This window comes from Acidocella sp. (assembly GCF_013044125.1).
GTDB lineage: Bacteria > Pseudomonadota > Alphaproteobacteria > Acetobacterales > Acetobacteraceae > Acidocella.
The window spans coordinates 1-15,820 of sequence record NZ_JABEVC010000155.1 but is presented as its reverse complement, the minus strand read 5'-3'; the positions used below and the strand labels follow the sequence as shown (position 1 = coordinate 15,820).

The window sequence follows — 15,820 nt, the reverse complement described above, 5'->3', positions numbered from 1 at the left end:
CTTCGCGCGGCCCCACAGGTTAACGCCCAAACGGCGGTTAATCTTATACTTACTCTCAGTGCGCTTGGTCATGGCGCTGGCCTTTCTTGTTAAAATTCCACCGATAGTCTCTTTTCAGCATCTGCGGGATTGCAAATGCAAAGAAGAGCGGGCGCAGGCGACCACCGCCTGTCCACGTTCCCGGCAACGAGGCTGCCTCCTACGCTGGGGCGGCTTTGGCGTCAACCGGCTTGACCCAGCTTTGCGCGATGGCGGCCAGCGGCAGGGTAAAGTCCGCCGCCGCGCGCGGCAGGTTCAAGGTGGCGGCGCGGCCCATCCAGACCCCATCGTCCTGCGTGCCGCGCGGGTAGAACCCCTCCCCCAGCTCCACGCCCGCAGCCGGGCCCAGGCAAACGCCAAGCTCGCGCCGGTCCTCGCAGGCGGGGTCGGTGTCGGCCGGGGAGGAAACCGCGGAAAGCAGCGTGACCGCGCGCACCGGCGCAGGAAACACGAAACGCGCCAAGCGCCCGCCCCGCGCAGTGCTGATCTCGGGGATGGCGGTGTGTCCCGCCGCCACCGCGCGCAGGCTCGGCCAGTAGGTGAGCGAGAACCCCTGCCCCAGCGCGATTTCATGCAACCGCGCGCGCACCGACGCCAGCCGCGCCCCGCGCGTGATGACCGGCGCGAAAGGCTTGCGGGCCGGTGAGCGGCGCCCTGTTTCATGATACAGCGCGCCGCGGTTGCCATCGTCAAAGTAAGACTCGCAGGGCAGCCCCTCGGCCAGCAGAATGTCGTGGCGGTCCAGCTCCACATGGTAATAGGTCATCGCCGGAGCGGTTCGCTGGCGCAAAATGGTGGCGCCGTTGACCAGCTGCACCGCCGGGATCAGCACCCCGCCGGCATAAACACAATGCGATGGCGAGAGCCGCAACGGGCGCGCGGGCTGCCCCGGCCCGAAGGCATTGGGCAGGATGAGCACTGGCAGCCCCTCGCGCGCGCCGCTTGGGCCAAGGTCGACCGTGCGCCGCCCGATCCAGCGCACCGGGCGGCGCGCCCCGGCGGCGGTTATCAGCGGGTCGCCGGGTTTGAGATCCTCCACCGCGCGGTAACCATGCGGGGTGAGCAGGCGCGCGCCACGCGCGAAACAGGGGAGCGTGCCGCCCAGGGTGATGAGCGAACCGCCCGCGCCATCGGAGAGAACGCTGAACGCGGGTTCCCCCGCTGCGATCTGCAACGCCACCGTGGCGGCAAGCGGGCTTTGGCTGTTGGCGATGGTGAGCGTGCCGCCGGACCAGCTCACCAGGCTTGGCGCCACGCCTACCAGATCAATCGCATCGGTGGCGGCCATGTTCGCCATGCTGGCCGAAAACCGTGCCGGGTCGTCCAGCGTGATCACCGCATCGCTGCCCATGAAGGTGATCACCGCGCCGGAAAAACCGCCGGTTACATCCAGCGCCGCCGAGGCCATCACCGTTATATGGGCAGCATTGTTGACCGTGCCGCCCAGCATCAGCGCGCCGCCCTGCGCCAGGATCACGCCGTCATTGGTCAGGCTTGTGGCATTGAGGACGCCGTAGCCCGCCAACGTGCCGGTATTGGTGAGGGAGGACGCAGCCAGCGTGCCGCCTGTAAGCAGGATCGTGCCCGCCGCGCCGAGACTGCCGGTGGCGGCCAGCAGGCCGGAATCGGTGATGACGCCTTGCAGTTGTTCGATTGTTGCCGCCTGCACGCCGGCCCCGGCGCCGATCTGCAACGTGCTGGTGCCGCTCATGTTCAAGCTGCCGGTAATACCCAGGCTGGCGCTGCCGCCCAGGGAAAGCGCGGCGGATAAATCCAGGCTCGTGGCCGCCGCGCGCGCCGCGCCGTCCAGGATTATGCTCCCCGCATCGGCGAGCGCGCCGAGTTGCGCGCCGGCGCTGCCGTAGGCAACAAATGTCCCCCCGGCGGCCAGCGTGGCGGCGGCGGCACTCAGGCTGCCGGTGAGGGCAAACTGCCCGCTTGCGCCAATGGCCAGCGAGCCGCCGAGGCTGAGCCCGCCCGGCACATAGGCATCGCTGCCCGTGGCGGCGGCGTTGCCCGCCAGGGTCATATTGCCGGTGCCGGAGAATGCCTGCGTGAAAATAGCCAGCGTGCCAGGGCCGTTGGCGTCGCCAATGGTGGCATCACCGCCCAGCGCCACGGTGGCGCTGGAGTCAAAAATCGCGGTGGCGCCGCTCTCCACCGCCAGGGCGGTGCCGGAAATCCCGTTGGCCTGAAGCAGCGCGGTGAAATTGGTAGAGCCGTCCACCAGCAGCGCGCCGGGGGCGGCAGGCTGGCCGAACAGCGAGACGCCGCCGGTAAGCCCAAAGGAGGCGGTCTGCCCCTCACTGAAAGCGCCGCCACCAAGGCCATTGACCACACCGGGCGCGGTGGCGGTAATGTAGATGTTATCCGCCAACCCGCCGGGCACCCCGCTGGCGCTGGTGAGGGTGAGCGTGTCGGCCAGGCCGGTGCCGGTATAGGTGAGCCCCGCCAGCTCTGCGTTGAGCGCTGCAATGTTGGCGCCGGTCAGCGTGATCTGCGCCGCCGGGCCGCCGCCATTGCTGAGCAGGCCATGGGCGGCGGCAAGCGTCAGGCTCAGGCTCTGCGTGGTGGCGGCACCAAGCTGCAGCGCGATGCCCTGCAGCGGCTGCGCCACGCCAGCACTGGCCGCGAACCCCCCGGGGGTGACGATGGTTGGGGCGGCCGGACGCAGAAACACCGAAGGATCGCCCTGCGCATCCACCCCGGATGCGAGAACGCTGCCGCTGGGGATGGCGGCGTGGATGACATAAGTAACGGTGTTGCCGCTGGAATCCTGCCCGCCCACCGCGAAGGAGCTGCTGGTGATGTTGTAGATGCTGAAACTTGAGAGCCCCGGAAAGATCAGCTGATCGCCGGGGGCAAAGCCGGTGATGGTGCCCGAGAACGCCTGCGGCCCATTGATGACAAACGCCCCGCCAGCCCCGCCCAGCGTGCTGGCATAGCCGCCCGTGACGCCAAACCCGGCGCTGTTAACAAAATTCAGCGTCACCGAGGCATCAATGGTGACGGGCGTGGCATCGAATATGCCATAAAGCGGCGAGAGCGGACCCAGCACCATGGCCCCGCCGGACGCAACCTGCACCACCGCCCCGCCGCCGATGCTACCCGCCGCCAGCAGCAGCGTCTCCCCGCCCAGGGCCGCTATGGTGCCCGGCCCGGTGATCATTCCCGATTCAGAGAAATTCCCCGCCTGAAGCGTACCGTTGCCGGTGAGCAAGCCCCCCGCCGCCAGCGAGACTTCCAGCTGGTTGTTCAGCGTTTCACCATTGCCCGCCACCAGCATGCCGTTGAAATCCAGCAACCCGGCCGTGCCCAGCGCGAGCGGGCCGCCAAGCGTGGCACTGCCCGCCGCCAGCACGCCCCCAAAAACCAGGCTGGCGGCGCCGAGCGTGCCAAAATCATCGCTGGTGCCGCTCAGGGTGAGGCTGCTTCCCGGCAGTTGCAGGCTCGCACCGGGCGCTATCACCACGCCGCCGGGGGATGAGATGCCACCCAGCCCCGTGGTGACGCCGCCAAGCACGCCGCCCAGCGTGCCGCCAGCGGTCAGCACCGTTTGCGAACCCGCCGCCAGGGTCGCGTCGCTGGCGGTTGTACCGATGATGTTGAGGAAGATATTGCCGTCGGTCAGCGCCGTGGGCAGCGGGCCGGAGACATGGCGCAGCACATAATACAGGTGCTCGCCGCCGGTGATTTTCGGCCCCGCGAAGGCCAGACCGGCGAGCAGATTGTTGAGCGCGTCAATTTCGGCGGCGGTGAAGCTCAACACGATGCTGCCGGTGCCAAGCCCGCTGGCGGCGATACCGCTGGCATTGGTATAGCCCGGCAGCAAGAGAACGCCAGAGGCGGCGGATAGGGTGAGGGTGAGCGACTCCTGCGCGCCCAGTCCCATCGCCGCGAGGCCGCTGGCGATGGGATCGCTGAGGAACATGCCGGAGATGGTGTCCAGCGTGTTCGCCTGGATGGTGACGATGCGCGGCGGCGCGACGAAGGCCGGGCCGGTCTGCGGCACGATATCAACCATGATGTTGGTCTGCGCGCTCAGGGCCAGCGGGTCACTGGCCGTCAGGGTCAGCACATCACGGGCGAGGCTGACCGGCTCGTTCACCTCCAGGCTCGCCAGAGCGGTGTTCACCTGCAGCGCCGTGCCGCTCAGGCTCAGCGTGTTGCCATTGGCGCTCACCGTGGCGCCGCCGAGGGAACTGGCGGAGAGCGCCGCGCCGGTATTCCCCGCGACGATCCGCACGTTGAGCGCGCCGGGGCTGGCGGGATCGGAGACCATGATGCCGCCGGGGAGCGCGTTGTCCAGGGAAGATAACGCGGCGTTACCGCCTAGCACGGTCAGGGTCGCGGGAGCGTCGATGTTCAGGCTGGCGGTCACAACCGCAGGTTATACACCAATCGCGGTTACCACAACTTAATATGGAACAATCGAAGATTGTAGTCTTCAAGGAATTATTCCGGGAATCGTGCGCGCGGTTATGGTGGCGCGTCCGGCTAGGCCCCATACTGTGCAGCATGAAAACCGTGCATAAAAAGCCCCGCGCCAAAGCTGAAAACCCATCGGCCCTGCCGAGCCGAGAGACGATCAAGGCGTTCCTGAAGGAAGCCTCGCAGACCGTGGGGCTGCGCGAGGTGGCGCGCGCCTTCGGCGTGGCGCCCGATGACAAAAAAGCCCTGCGGGGGCTGATGAAATCGCTGGAGGCCGATGGCGTGGTGGAGCGCGCCGGGCGCCGGAAATTCGTGGAGGCCGGGCGGCTGCCGGAGACGGCGGTGGTCGAGGTCACCGGGATTGACCGCGACGGTGAAGCCCTGGCCCGCCCGGTGGCATGGGATGGCCCCGGCCGCCCACCGGTCATCTTCATGCATGCCGAGGCGCGCGGCCAGGCGGCGCTGGCCCCTGGCGCGCGGGTGCTGGCACGGCTCAAGCAGATCGGCGGCGATAAATACGAGGGCCGTACCCTCAAGCGCCTGGCCGAGCAGGTGGGTGGCATCGTCGGCGTGTTCCACCCCACGCCGCAGGGCGGGCGTATCGAGCCCACCGACCGGCGCCAGAAATCCGAATGGGTGGTGCCGCAGGGTGAAACTTTGGGCGCGCTGGCCGATGAGATCGTGCGTGCCGAGCCACTGCCCGGCGCCAAATTCCTGGGGCCCAAACCGGCGCGCATCACCGAGCGGCTGGGCTCGATCACCGATGCGCGCTCGGTCAGCCTCATCGCCATCGCGACGCATGGCATCCCCATGGACTTCCCCGGCGCCGCGGTGAAGGAAGCCGAAAAAGCGAAGGCCGCGCCGTTGAGCAAACGCACGGATTTACGCGAGGTGCCGCTCATCACCATTGACGGCGCGGACGCCCGCGACTTCGACGATGCCGTGTTCGCCGAGCCCGCCTCGCACGGCTACCGGCTCATCGTCGCCATCGCCGATGTCGCCCATTATGTGAAACCCGGCTCCGCGCTGGATAAATCCGCGAAGGAGCGTGGCAACTCCTGCTACTTCCCAGACCGCGTGGTGCCGATGCTGCCCGAGGCGCTCTCCAACGGCTGGTGCAGCCTCAAGCCGCATGAGGAACGCGGTTGCTTGTTCGTGGAGATGCATATCGACGTGCACGGCGCCAAACTCTCACACCAGTTCGGCCGCGGGCTAATGCGCTCGGCTGCGCGCAAAACCTATGAGCAGGTGCAGGCGGAATTCGAGGATGACCCGAACAACCATGCACATCTCTACGCCGCCTTCACGGCGCTGAAGGCAGCGCGCGAGGCGCGCGGCACGCTCGATCTGGACCTGCCCGAGCGCAAGGTGGTGCTGGGTGCGGACGGCCAGGTGCAAAGCATCGCCCCGCGCCCGCGACTCGACAGCCACCGGCTGATTGAGGAATTCATGATCCTGGCCAATGTCTGCGCCGCCGAGGAACTGGAAAAGCGCCGCCTGCCCTGCATGTACCGCGTGCATGCGCCGCCCAGCGCCGAGAAGCTGGACAATTTACGTTCCTTTTTGGCAACACTCGATATTTCTTTGGCTGCGGGCGACCAAATTCACCCCCGCGACCTCGACCGCGTGTTGAAACTTGTCGCCGGTACGGACAAATCCAGCCTCGTGAATGAAACCATCCTGCGCAGCCAGTCCCAGGCCGAATATTCCCCCGGGAATGTCGGTCATTTCGGCTTGGCTCTCACCAAATACGCGCATTTCACCTCGCCGATCCGCCGCTATGCCGATCTGCTTGTGCACCGCGCGCTCATCACCGGGCTGAAGCTCGGCCGGGATGGCCTGGCGCCGGATGATATTTCGCAGTTTGAGGACACCGCCGAGCGGATCACCGCGACCGAACGCCGCGCCGCTCTGGCCGAGCGCGACTCCACCGACCGCTACCTGGCGCTGTACTTACAACACCGCGTGGGAGAGTTGTTCACGGCGCGGGTATCGGGGGTGACCAAGTTCGGTCTATTCGTCACTTTACCTGAGAGTGGCGCGAGTGGATTCCTGAGCATGGCGAGCCTGGCTGACGATTTCTGGATGCATGACGAGGCGGCCCAGAGTCTGATCGGCAAGCGGTCGCGCAAGACCTATCAACTGGCCCAGATGCTGGATGTGCGCCTGACCGAGGCCCGCCCCGTGACCGGCGGGCTGCTGTTCGCCCCGGCCGATGCCGCGCCCCCGCGCGGCCCGCGCTCTGAGCCACGAGGCCGTGGGACGCATAAATCCAAACCAAAATCGAAGCGCCGCAGGTGATCCGCGCGGCTGTCATCTTTTTTGTCTGCGTGATCCTGCCGGGCAGCGTATGGACCTCCCCGGCCTTGGCCGCGCCTGTGTTTGATTCGGCAACGGCGGCCTCTGTCTGGGGCGCGGCGCTTACCTACATCGCGCCGCGCGCACTGCAGCAGCTCACCATTCCGCAGATGACGATCTGGGGCCTTAACGGGCTGGCCGCCCTTGACCCTGACCTCAGCGCCACCTTGCTGAACAACCAGATCCTGCTGAACGGGCCGCAACAGCTGATCCTCTCCCTCCCCGCCCCGGCGCCCAACGACGCGACGGCCTGGGGCAAGGCGGCGGCGCAGGTGGCCAGCGCCGCCTATGCCGTCTCTCCGGCGCTGCAGCAGGCCGGCACGCAAGGGGTGATCACCAGTTTCTTCGACGAGCTGTTCAACCATTTCGACCCGTATTCGCGCTACGAGCCACCGCTGCAAGCCGCGCAGGATCAACTGATGATCACCGGCCTCGCGAGCGCGGGACTTAGCTTCGGGCAGCAGGGAAACAACGTGGTGATCGCCAGCGTCGCCGCCGGCGGCCCGGCCGAGGACGCGGGACTCGCCGCAGGCGTCCAGGTGTTGAAAGTGGATGGCAAGCCGGTTTTTCCCGGCGAAATAACCCATCTTAACAACGAAATGAGCGGCATCTACGGCACCACCACCACGCTGCAGCTGCAAGACCCCTCGGCTGGCGGCGCGCCGCAGGACATCACCATCACGCGGGCATTTATTCCGCCGCAGACGGTATTTACCGAACCCTCGCCCGTGCCGGGCGTTCTGGCCCTGAAGATTTCCGGGTTCGACAAGGGCACCGGCAACCAGTTCTCCTCCGCCCTGGCTGCCGCCATGAGCGCGCAGCCGCCGCCAAGCGGACTGCTGCTCGACCTGCGCGGCAACCGCGGCGGCGTATTGCGCCAGGCCATCCTGGTTGCCGATTCGCTGCTGCAGAGCGGGCCCATCGCCCAGACAGCCGGACGCGACCCTGATGCGGACCAGTCTTTCAGCGCTGAGGGCGCCGACCTTACCGGGGGGATCAGGATCGTCGTGCTGGTTGACGGCCAGACCGCCAGCGCCGCCGAAATTCTCACCGCCGCCCTGGCCGACAACCGCCGCGCCGTGGTCGTGGGCTCCGAGACCCTGGGGAAAGGACTCGTGCAGACCGTAACCTCCCTGCCCGACGGCGGTGAACTGTTCGTGACCTGGAGCCGCGTGCTCGCGCCGCGCGGCTGGCCCTTGCAGAGCCTGGGCGTGATGCCGCAGGTCTGCACCAGCCTCGGCCCCGCCGGGCTGCAAACCCAGCTCAACGCGCTTGCAAAAGGCCAGAACCTGATGGCACCAGCGCTGGCGCAGGCCCGCGCCATGCGCGCCGGCGCCTCCGTGGATGCTATTTTGAGCGTGCGCGACGCCTGCCCCGCCGACACCGGCTCCGACGAAGACTTCGCCGCCGCCGGGTATCTGTTCACCACCCCAAAAGCCTATCAGGCGGCGCTGCTGCCCTAGGCCAATGCAACCACAACCCTTGACCAACCCGCGCAAAATGCGCCATACGGCGCGCTTCTGGAGATTCTTAACATGGCCAAATCCAACGTCGTTCAAATTAAACTGATTTCCACCGCGGACACGGGTTACTTTTATGTGACCAAGAAGAACGCGCGTGCGCAGACCACAAAGCTTGAGCTGAACAAGTACGACCCCGTCGTGCGCAAGCATGTGAAGTTCAAGGAAGCCAAGATCAAGTAATCGCGTTCCCCCGCGCGGGGGAGCTGGTTACACGGCCTTACCAAACCCCCTGGCGCAGACCTGCGCCGGGGTTTTTTGCGTTTCTCCGATTGCTTAAAAATGCCGCCAGCCGGGCCGGGTAAATTGCATCATGGCGCCCGAATCGTTGAGCACATGCACACCGGCGCCCGCCTGGAACATGCCTATCTTGGTCACCGGCAAATCACCGCAGGCGGCCTTTAGCGCCTCGCCCTGGCCGGGCGGCACCGCCAGCAGCAGCTCGTAGTCATCGCCGCCGGTCAGCCGGGCTTCCAGCGCCGCCTCACCGCAAGCCGCCGCCGCGGGCGAGACCGGCACCAGCCCGGCGCGGATAACCGCACTCAACCCGGCGCCCTTGCACATATGGCCCAGATCCTGCACCAGCCCGTCTGAGATATCGATGGCGGCCGACACCACACCGGCCAGCGCCAGCCCCACCCGCGGCTCCGGCACCAGCGAGCGGGCCGTGAGAAAGCCTGATGGATCGGCAAGGCGCCCCAGCCGCGCCTGCAGCCCCAGCGCCGCATCCCCGATGGTGCCACTCACCCAGATGCCATCGCCCGCTCGCGCGCCGTTGCGGCTCAGCGCCGCGCCGGGAGCAACATGGCCAATCAGGGTCGCGCTCAGTGAAATTTTGCCCCGGCTGGACGACGAATCACCCCCGAACAGCTTGATATTGAAAATTTTCTGATCCTGCGCGAGCCCTTGCGAAAAGCCCGCCAGCCAGTCCTCCCCCACGCCATCGGGCAGCGCTGTGGTGAGCAGATAACCCAACGGCACCGCCCCCATCGCCGCGAGGTCGGAGAGGTTGCGGCGCAGCAACTTGCGCGCGATCAGCGCCGGGTCATCACCGGGGAGGAAATGCACATCCTCCAGCATCTGGTCGACGGTCAGCACCAGCTCGCGCCCCGGCGGCGGGACCAGCACCGCCGCGTCGTCGGTCAGCCCCCTGCCTTCTTCCCCCGCCAACGGTGCAAAATACTTTGCAATGCGGGAGAACTCGCCGCTCATCCGGCGGTTTGGCGCGCGGGGTTGGTGGGGCGGCCGCGCGCCAAAATAAGACTCATACCAACGATCCGTCGTTAGAAGCGTTGGTATGGAATTCGGCCGGGCGGAGCAGGTGCGCCAGACGATCCAGGATGCCGTTGGCCATGCGCGGCTCATCGCCCGAGAAAAACCCGTGCGCCACGTCCAGATATTCGTTGATAACCACTTTCGCCGGCGGACCATCGCTCATCCACAGCTCCGCGCCGCCGGCGCGCATCAGCGCGCGCAACACGGGATCAAGGCGCGCTAGCGGCCAGCTTTCCGGCAGTGCGGCCACCAGCATGGCGTCAATCGTGTCCTGCTGCTGTGCCGCCGTACGCACGATCCGCGCGAACAACGGCACATCGGCGGCCTTCAACCGGCCCTCGTTCATATCGCCATGGCCGGGGGCATCACCGCCGATCCGGTGGCGCACGAACTGGTCGATCACCGTCTCCGGGCTGGCCGGCCCCTGCTCGGCCTGATACAGCGCCTGCACTGCCGCCACGCGCGAGAGCGTTCTGGGGCGCGCGCTCATATCGCCATCAACCGGGCCAGCGCAATCTGATTGAGGCAGGCAACCGCCGCTTCCGCGCCTTTGTTGGCGCCGGTCTCGTGGCTGCGCGCCACCGCCTGGGCCAACGTATCCACGGTCAGCACCGCGGTGCCGAGGCAGATGCCGTTATCCACCGCAATGCGCATCAGCCCGTCCATGGCGGCGGAACAGATGAACTCATAATGGTCGGTCTCGCCGCGCACGACGCAACCAAGCGCGATATAACCGTCAAACCCCTTGCCGCTCCTGGCCGCGATGGCGACCCCCTGCGGCAGCTCGAAAGCGCCGGAAACCTCCACAACGCTCAGCTCGGCATGCACCTGGGCGAAAATCTCCTGGGCCGCGGCCAGCATGCCTTCCACCACGTGCTGGTAATACGGCGCGCTGACGATAAGAATTTTCGGCGCCGGGCCGGTGAGTTTGGGCGCCTTGGGGGGCAGCGCGTCAGCGGTGCTCATTTCTCGTCAACTCCTTCAATGGCGCGCTGCTCAACCATGTTCAGCCCATAGCCCTCCAGGCCGACAATGGTGCGCTTGTGGTTGGACAGCAGGATCATGTCCTTCACGCCGAGATCAATCAGGATCTGCGCGCCGATGCCGTAGTCCCGTAAAGCCGGCGCCGCCGTCCGGCCGCTCACAAGGTCGCGAATCCGCTCGGAGACCACGGCGTTGCGGTTTTCGCGGATCAGCACAACCACCCCGCGCCCGGCGGCGGCAATCTGGCGCATCGCGCCGTGCAGGCTGGCCAGATGCTCGCCGCCCACCACATCGCTCACCGTATCCACGGCATGCATGCGCACCAGCACCGGCTCACCGCCGTTCACATCGCCCATCACCATCGCCAGATGCTCCACCTGGTCAACCTGGCTCTGATACGCGATCATGCGCCAGTTATGGCCGTTCGGCGCGGTCACCACCCCCTGCTCCACCGCCTTCACCAGGCGCTCAGTGGTCCGCCGGTAGGCGATGAGATCAGCGATGGTGCCAAGCTTGAGGTTATGGCGCTGCGCGTAGGCCACCAGGTCCGGCAGGCGGGCCATGGTGCCGTCATCGTTCATGATCTCGCAGATCACCCCGGCGGGGGTCAGCCCGGCGAGGCGGGCAATGTCCACCGCCGCCTCGGTATGCCCGGCGCGGACCAGCGTGCCGCCGTCACGCGCCATCAGCGGAAAAACATGGCCGGGGGTGACGATATCATCGCGGCCCAGCTCGGGGTTGATGGCAACCGCGATGGTGCGCGCCCGGTCAGCCGCGGAAATGCCGGTGGTCACCCCTTCGCGCGCCTCGATTGAAACAGTGAACGCGGTCTCGTGGCGGGTGCCGTTGGCCTGGCTCATCAGCGGGATTCCAAGCCGCTCCACGCGGTTCTTGGTCAACGCCAGGCAGATAAGCCCGCGCGCATGCTTGGCCATGAAGTTGATGGCATCCGGCGTGGCGAACTGCGCCGGAATCACCAGGTCGCCCTCGTTCTCGCGGTCCTCGTCGTCAACCAGGATAAAGATGCGCCCGGCCCGCGCCTCTTCGATGATCTCGGCGGCGGAGGAGATATACTCGTGCAGTCCCGCTGTTTTCAGCGTTGATTTCAGGCCGTCCATAAGGCGTTGTCCTTCAGTGCCGCCGCGGCGGCCTTGTGAGTTATCGTGTGCAAATGTTTACGCATGCTGAAACGCGAGCTGCCGCGCGACATAGCGCGCCAGCATGTCAATTTCTATGTTCACCTTGTTCCCCGGGCGCAGCGCCGCGAAATTGGTATGCGCCGCCGTGTGGGGAATGATGTTGACGCCAAAAACCGCGCCCTCGACCTCGTTCACGGTGAGTGAGACGCCGTTGATGGCGATGCTGCCCTTCTGCGCGACGAAGGGGGCCAACGTATCCGGCAGGCGGAATTTCCAGCGGGTCGAGCCGTTCTCCGGCGTCGCGGAGAGCACCTCCACCACGCCATCCACATGGCCGGAGACGAGATGCCCGCCCAGCTCATCGCCCAGGCGCAGCGAGCCTTCCAGATTGATCAGACTGCCCGGCGCCCAGGCGCCCAGCGTGGTGAAAGCCAGCGTCTCGGCCGAAACCTCCACCGCGAACCAGCGCGGGCCGGCTTCCACCACCGTGAGGCAGCAACCCGAGCAGGCGATGGAGGCGCCAAGCTTGATCTCGCCCGCATGCCAGCCGGCATCGGCGGGAGTCTCGATGATAAAGCGCGCATCCCGGCCCTGGCCGATCGGCTGGACCGCGCGCACCGTTCCAACGCCGGTAATCAGACCCGTGAACATTCTCAGTCAGCCTTGCGGTAAGTGGTCAGCATGTCATCCCCGAAACGCTCCTGCGCCATCAGCCGGAAGCGGGGCATGGAAGCCAGATTGGTGACTCCAAAAGCCTGCGCGGCGGGCCAGCCGTCGCCGCCGATGATGCCGGGCGCGTGGAACCAGGCCAGCCGGTCAACCAGCCCGTCGCGCAGCAGCCCGGCAGCCAGCGTGCCGCCACCCTCGGCCAGAATCCGCGTCAGCCCGTGTTTCGCCAGCGCCTGGAGCCCGGCCACCAGATCAACCCCGGCGGCGCAACAGGGCATCTCGATCAGCTTCACCCCCGCCGCTTCCAGCGCCCGCTTGCGCAGGACATCGGCGCCGTTCCGGTGCAAAACCCATAACGGGTGCTGCCCGGCGCTGCGCACCAGCCGGCTCAGCAGCGGCGTGCGCAAATGGCTGTCCACCACGATACGCACCAGCGGGCTGGCCCGGAAACCATCGATCCGGCAGGTCAGGTCCGGGTTGTCCGACAATACCGTGCCAACCCCGATCAGCACCGCATCATGCCGCCCGCGGATGGCATGCACCGCCCGGCGCGCGGCTTCGCCGGTCAGCCATTGCGACTCCTTGGTGCTGGTCGCGATACGGCCATCCAGCGTGGAGGCCAGCTTGAGCCGCACCAGCGGCCGTTGCCGCAGAATCACGCTGGCGAACCCGGAAATCACCGCAGCACATTCTTTTTGCAGAATATTTTCTGTAACCTCGACCCCGGCTGCGCGCAACTGCGCCACTCCGGCGCCGTTCACCTTCGGGTGCGGATCACCTGTGCCGATCACCACGCGCTTAATCCCAGCTTCGATTAACGCCGCTGTGCAAGGTCCTGTTTTTCCAGTAAAGGCGCACGGTTCCAGTGTGACATAGGCGGTCGCGCCACGCGCGGCGGCGCCGGCCATCTTCAGCGCCTCGACCTCAGCATGCGGGCGGCCGCCCGCCGCAGTACGCCCGCGCCCCGCCACCCGCCCCTGCGCCACGATGACGCAGCCAACGGAAGGATTGGGCGCGGTCTCACCCAGGCCCCGGCGGGCCAGGGCAAGAGCGGCGCGCATATGCGCCTCGTCTGTTTTCAACACGCTCATTCGTCCAGCTTCGGCTTCGGCAGTTCACTCATATCGCCAAGAAAATTCTCAAAATCCTTGGCCTCGCGGAAATCGCGGTACACCGAGGCGAAGCGCACATAGGCCACTGTGTCCACCGCCTTGAGCGTCTCCATCACCAGCTCGCCGATGTCGTGGCTCTTCACCTCGGTCTCGCCGCTGGCTTCAAGCTGACGGACGATGCCGTTAACGATGCGCTCGATCCGCTCCTCGTTGAACGGGCGCTTGCGCATGGCGATCCGCACCGAGCGGGCGAGTTTTTCACGGTCGAAGGCGACACGGCGGTCATCGGCCTTGACCACGACGAGTTCGCGCAGCTGCACGCGCTCAACCGTGGTGAAGCGTTGCCCGCAACCGCCGCAGAAACGGCGGCGGCGGATGGCGCTGCCATCTTCAGTGGGGCGGCTGTCTTTAACCTGGGTATCAGCCTCACCACAGAACGGGCAGCGCATGTTCCCGCTCCTCGCTTAACGGTAGATCGGGAAGCGCGCGCAAAGCGCCTTCACCCGCGCGCCAACTTCCTGTTCCGCCTCCGCGTTCGTGCCGTCGTTCGACTTCGCCAAACCGTCCAGAACCTGGCCGATCATCTGCCCGACCTCGCGGAACTCCGCGAGGCCAAAGCCGCGCGAGGTGGCGGCCGGGGTGCCCAGACGAATGCCGGAGGTAATGAACGGCTTTTCCGGGTCAAACGGGATGGCGTTTTTATTGGCGGTGATGTGCGCGCGTTCCAGGCTCGCCTCGGCAGCCTTGCCGGTGGTGTGTTTCGGCCGCAGGTCAACCAGCAGCAGATGCGAATCCGTACCGCCGGTGACAATCGCCACCCCCTGCTCCACCAGCGTCGCCGCCAGGGTTTTCGCGTTGGCGGCCACGGCTTTCTGGTAGGTCACGAAATCCGGGTGCAGCGCCTCGCCAAAGGCGACCGCCTTGGCGGCAATCACATGCATCAGCGGGCCGCCCTGCAGGCCGGGGAAAATCGCGGAATTGATCTTCTTGGCGATGTCCTCATGGTTGGTGAGCACCATGCCGCCGCGCGGGCCGCGCAGGGTTTTATGCGTGGTGGTGGTGACCACATGCGCATGCTCCATCGGCGAGGGGAAAATGCCCGCCGCGACCAGCCCGGCAAAATGCGCCATGTCCACCATGAAATACGCGCCGACTTCATCGGCCACGGCGCGGATGCGCGCGAAATCAATAAAGCGCGGATAGGCGGAGCCACCCGCGATGATCAGCTTGGGTTTGTGCTGGCGGGCCAGTGCCTCCAACTCCTCATAGTCGAGAATCCCGTCATCGCGGCGCACACCGTATTGCACGGCGTTGAACCACTTGCCGGACATATTGGGCGCCGCGCCGTGAGTAAGATGCCCGCCGGCGGCCAGCGACATGCCGAGAATCGTATCACCCGGCTGCACCAGCGCGAGAAACACCGACTGGTTGGCCTGGCTGCCGGAGTTGGCCTGCACATTGGCGAAACCCGCGTTGAACAGCTTCTTCGCCCGCTCGATCGCCAAGGTCTCGGCCAGATCCGCCGGGCCGCAGCCGCCGTAATAGCGTTTGCCGGGGTAGCCCTCGGCGTATTTATTGGTCAGCACCGACCCCTGTGCGGCCAGCACGGCGGCGGAGACGATATTCTCCGAGGCGATCAGCTCAATTCCGTCCTGCTCACGCACCAACTCCTGGTGCAGAATCGCGGCCAGTTCAGGGTCGGTCTGGGCCAGCGGGGCGTTAAAGAAACGCGCGAGATGAGGGGTTGTGCTGTGCTCGTTCATGCGGCGGGCTCCGTTGAAGGGTTGAGTTTGGCGAGGCGGCGGTCATGCCGCCCGCCCTCATAGGGGGTGGAAAGGAAGGTCTGCAGGATGTCCAGCGCCACTTCCTCGCCGATGATGCGCGCGCCCAGGGCGAGCACGTTGGCATCGTTATGCGCGCGGGTCAGCCGCGCGGTGGTGACATCATGCACCAAGGCGCAGCGAATCGCGGGATTGCGGTTGGCGGCAATGCTCATGCCGATGCCGGTGCCGCAGACGAGGATGCCAAGGTCAGCCTGCCCGGCCGCCACCGCGCCGCATACGGCATGGGCGAAATCCGGATAGTCCACGCTGGCCGGGCCATCCGTGCCGAAATCCAGCAGTTGATGACCGGCCGCCGCCATGACGGCGGCGAGCCGGTCTTTAAGGGTGATACCACCGTGGTCAGCGCCCAGCGCTACGATCAAAGAACGAGTCATGCGCCCCGTTTATCATGAGGTTTCACGATAAGGAAATAACATGCGCCCCTCCGGGGCGGGAGGCTGGGTTTCAGG

13 protein-coding genes and 1 pseudogene are annotated in these 15,820 nt (G+C 66.3%); 3 read left to right on the top strand and 11 right to left on the bottom strand.

Translation table 11 applies throughout. From position 1 onward, the window contains the following. Together HKL97_RS09725 and HKL97_RS09720 are read right to left on the bottom strand one after the other, a co-directional pair. A pseudogene (locus HKL97_RS09725) lies at positions 1-72 on the bottom strand (30S ribosomal protein S4); the annotation flags it as partial. A 127-nt stretch (positions 73-199) separates the two neighbouring features. Next, positions 200-4,420 (bottom strand): Hint domain-containing protein, encoded by a 4,221-nt coding sequence (locus HKL97_RS09720; RefSeq protein ID WP_291424814.1) that lies wholly within the window; start codon positions 4,418-4,420, stop codon positions 200-202. A gap of 137 nt (positions 4,421-4,557) precedes the next feature. On the opposite strand from HKL97_RS09720, the gene rnr reads away from it, so the two are divergent. The 3 genes from rnr to rpmG all read left to right on the top strand — a co-directional run bounded on the left by rnr (position 4,558) and on the right by rpmG (position 8,531). Beyond that, entirely contained in the window at positions 4,558-6,771 is a 2,214-nt protein-coding gene (rnr, locus tag HKL97_RS09715) for a ribonuclease R (protein WP_408820967.1), read from the top strand. Continuing rightward, positions 6,768-8,291 carry a S41 family peptidase gene (locus HKL97_RS09710; protein ID WP_291424809.1) on the top strand — a complete coding sequence of 508 codons (1,524 nt, stop codon included), beginning with the start codon at positions 6,768-6,770 and terminating at the stop codon, positions 8,289-8,291. The genes rnr and HKL97_RS09710 overlap by 4 nt, the downstream gene beginning before the upstream one ends. Positions 8,292-8,363: 72 nt before the next feature. Beyond that, positions 8,364-8,531, top strand: coding sequence for a 50S ribosomal protein L33 (rpmG, locus tag HKL97_RS09705; protein WP_284256963.1), 168 nt, complete (start codon positions 8,364-8,366; stop codon positions 8,529-8,531). Between the two features lie 93 nt (positions 8,532-8,624). Here the strand turns inward: rpmG and thiL are convergent, their stop codons facing one another. The 9 genes from thiL to rpiB are packed head-to-tail and all read right to left on the bottom strand — an operon-like array spanning position 8,625 to position 15,745. Next, positions 8,625-9,560 (bottom strand): thiamine-phosphate kinase, encoded by a 936-nt coding sequence (thiL, locus tag HKL97_RS09700; RefSeq protein WP_291424806.1) that lies wholly within the window; start codon positions 9,558-9,560, stop codon positions 8,625-8,627. 52 nt (positions 9,561-9,612) lie between these two features. Further along, positions 9,613-10,113: a transcription antitermination factor NusB gene (nusB, locus tag HKL97_RS09695; protein ID WP_291424804.1), complete on the bottom strand. Its 501-nt coding sequence runs from the start codon at positions 10,111-10,113 to the stop codon at positions 9,613-9,615. Beyond that, the gene (ribH, locus tag HKL97_RS09690; protein ID WP_291424802.1) at positions 10,110-10,589 is read right to left on the bottom strand and encodes a 6,7-dimethyl-8-ribityllumazine synthase; all 480 of its coding nucleotides are present in this window, start codon (positions 10,587-10,589) and stop codon (positions 10,110-10,112) included. Before ribH ends, nusB begins: the two co-directional genes overlap by 4 nt. Continuing rightward, a complete protein-coding gene (ribB, locus tag HKL97_RS09685) occupies positions 10,586-11,725 on the bottom strand; it encodes a 3,4-dihydroxy-2-butanone-4-phosphate synthase (RefSeq protein ID WP_291424800.1) in 1,140 nt (379 codons plus the stop codon). Before ribB ends, ribH begins: the two co-directional genes overlap by 4 nt. Before the next feature lie 57 nt (positions 11,726-11,782). Further along, positions 11,783-12,397, bottom strand: coding sequence for a riboflavin synthase (locus HKL97_RS09680; RefSeq protein WP_291424798.1), 615 nt, complete (start codon positions 12,395-12,397; stop codon positions 11,783-11,785). Between the two features lie 2 nt (positions 12,398-12,399). Continuing rightward, complete coding sequence (gene ribD, locus HKL97_RS09675; RefSeq protein ID WP_408820961.1) at positions 12,400-13,506, bottom strand: bifunctional diaminohydroxyphosphoribosylaminopyrimidine deaminase/5-amino-6-(5-phosphoribosylamino)uracil reductase RibD; 1,107 nt, start codon at positions 13,504-13,506, stop codon at positions 12,400-12,402. Continuing rightward, positions 13,503-13,976, bottom strand: a complete 474-nt coding sequence (gene nrdR / locus HKL97_RS09670; protein ID WP_284256970.1) for a transcriptional regulator NrdR — start codon at positions 13,974-13,976, stop codon at positions 13,503-13,505. The genes ribD and nrdR overlap by 4 nt, the downstream gene beginning before the upstream one ends. A 15-nt stretch (positions 13,977-13,991) precedes the next feature. Beyond that, entirely contained in the window at positions 13,992-15,290 is a 1,299-nt protein-coding gene (gene glyA, locus HKL97_RS09665; protein WP_291424793.1) for a serine hydroxymethyltransferase, read from the bottom strand. Continuing rightward, positions 15,287-15,745 (bottom strand): ribose 5-phosphate isomerase B, encoded by a 459-nt coding sequence (gene rpiB, locus HKL97_RS09660; protein WP_291424791.1) that lies wholly within the window; start codon positions 15,743-15,745, stop codon positions 15,287-15,289. Before rpiB ends, glyA begins: the two co-directional genes overlap by 4 nt. Between the last annotated feature and the right edge of the window lie 75 nt (positions 15,746-15,820).

Excerpts from the sequence above, each read along its gene's own strand:
- ribD (WP_408820961.1), bottom strand. The coding sequence starts at position 13,506 with ATGAGCGTGTTGAAAACAGACGAGGCGCATATGCGCGCCGCTCTTGCC.
- nrdR (WP_284256970.1), bottom strand. The coding sequence starts at position 13,976 with ATGCGCTGCCCGTTCTGTGGTGAGGCTGATACCCAGGTTAAAGACAGC.
- thiL (WP_291424806.1), bottom strand. The coding sequence starts at position 9,560 with ATGAGCGGCGAGTTCTCCCGCATTGCAAAGTATTTTGCACCGTTGGCG.
- ribH (WP_291424802.1), bottom strand. The coding sequence starts at position 10,589 with ATGAGCACCGCTGACGCGCTGCCCCCCAAGGCGCCCAAACTCACCGGC.
- glyA (WP_291424793.1), bottom strand. The coding sequence starts at position 15,290 with ATGAACGAGCACAGCACAACCCCTCATCTCGCGCGTTTCTTTAACGCC.
- ribB (WP_291424800.1), bottom strand. The coding sequence starts at position 11,725 with ATGGACGGCCTGAAATCAACGCTGAAAACAGCGGGACTGCACGAGTAT.
- HKL97_RS09680 (WP_291424798.1), bottom strand. The coding sequence starts at position 12,397 with ATGTTCACGGGTCTGATTACCGGCGTTGGAACGGTGCGCGCGGTCCAG.
- rnr (WP_408820967.1), top strand. The coding sequence starts at position 4,558 with ATGAAAACCGTGCATAAAAAGCCCCGCGCCAAAGCTGAAAACCCATCG.
- rpiB (WP_291424791.1), bottom strand. The coding sequence starts at position 15,745 with ATGACTCGTTCTTTGATCGTAGCGCTGGGCGCTGACCACGGTGGTATC.
- nusB (WP_291424804.1), bottom strand. The coding sequence starts at position 10,113 with ATGAGCGCGCGCCCCAGAACGCTCTCGCGCGTGGCGGCAGTGCAGGCG.
- rpmG (WP_284256963.1), top strand. The coding sequence starts at position 8,364 with ATGGCCAAATCCAACGTCGTTCAAATTAAACTGATTTCCACCGCGGAC.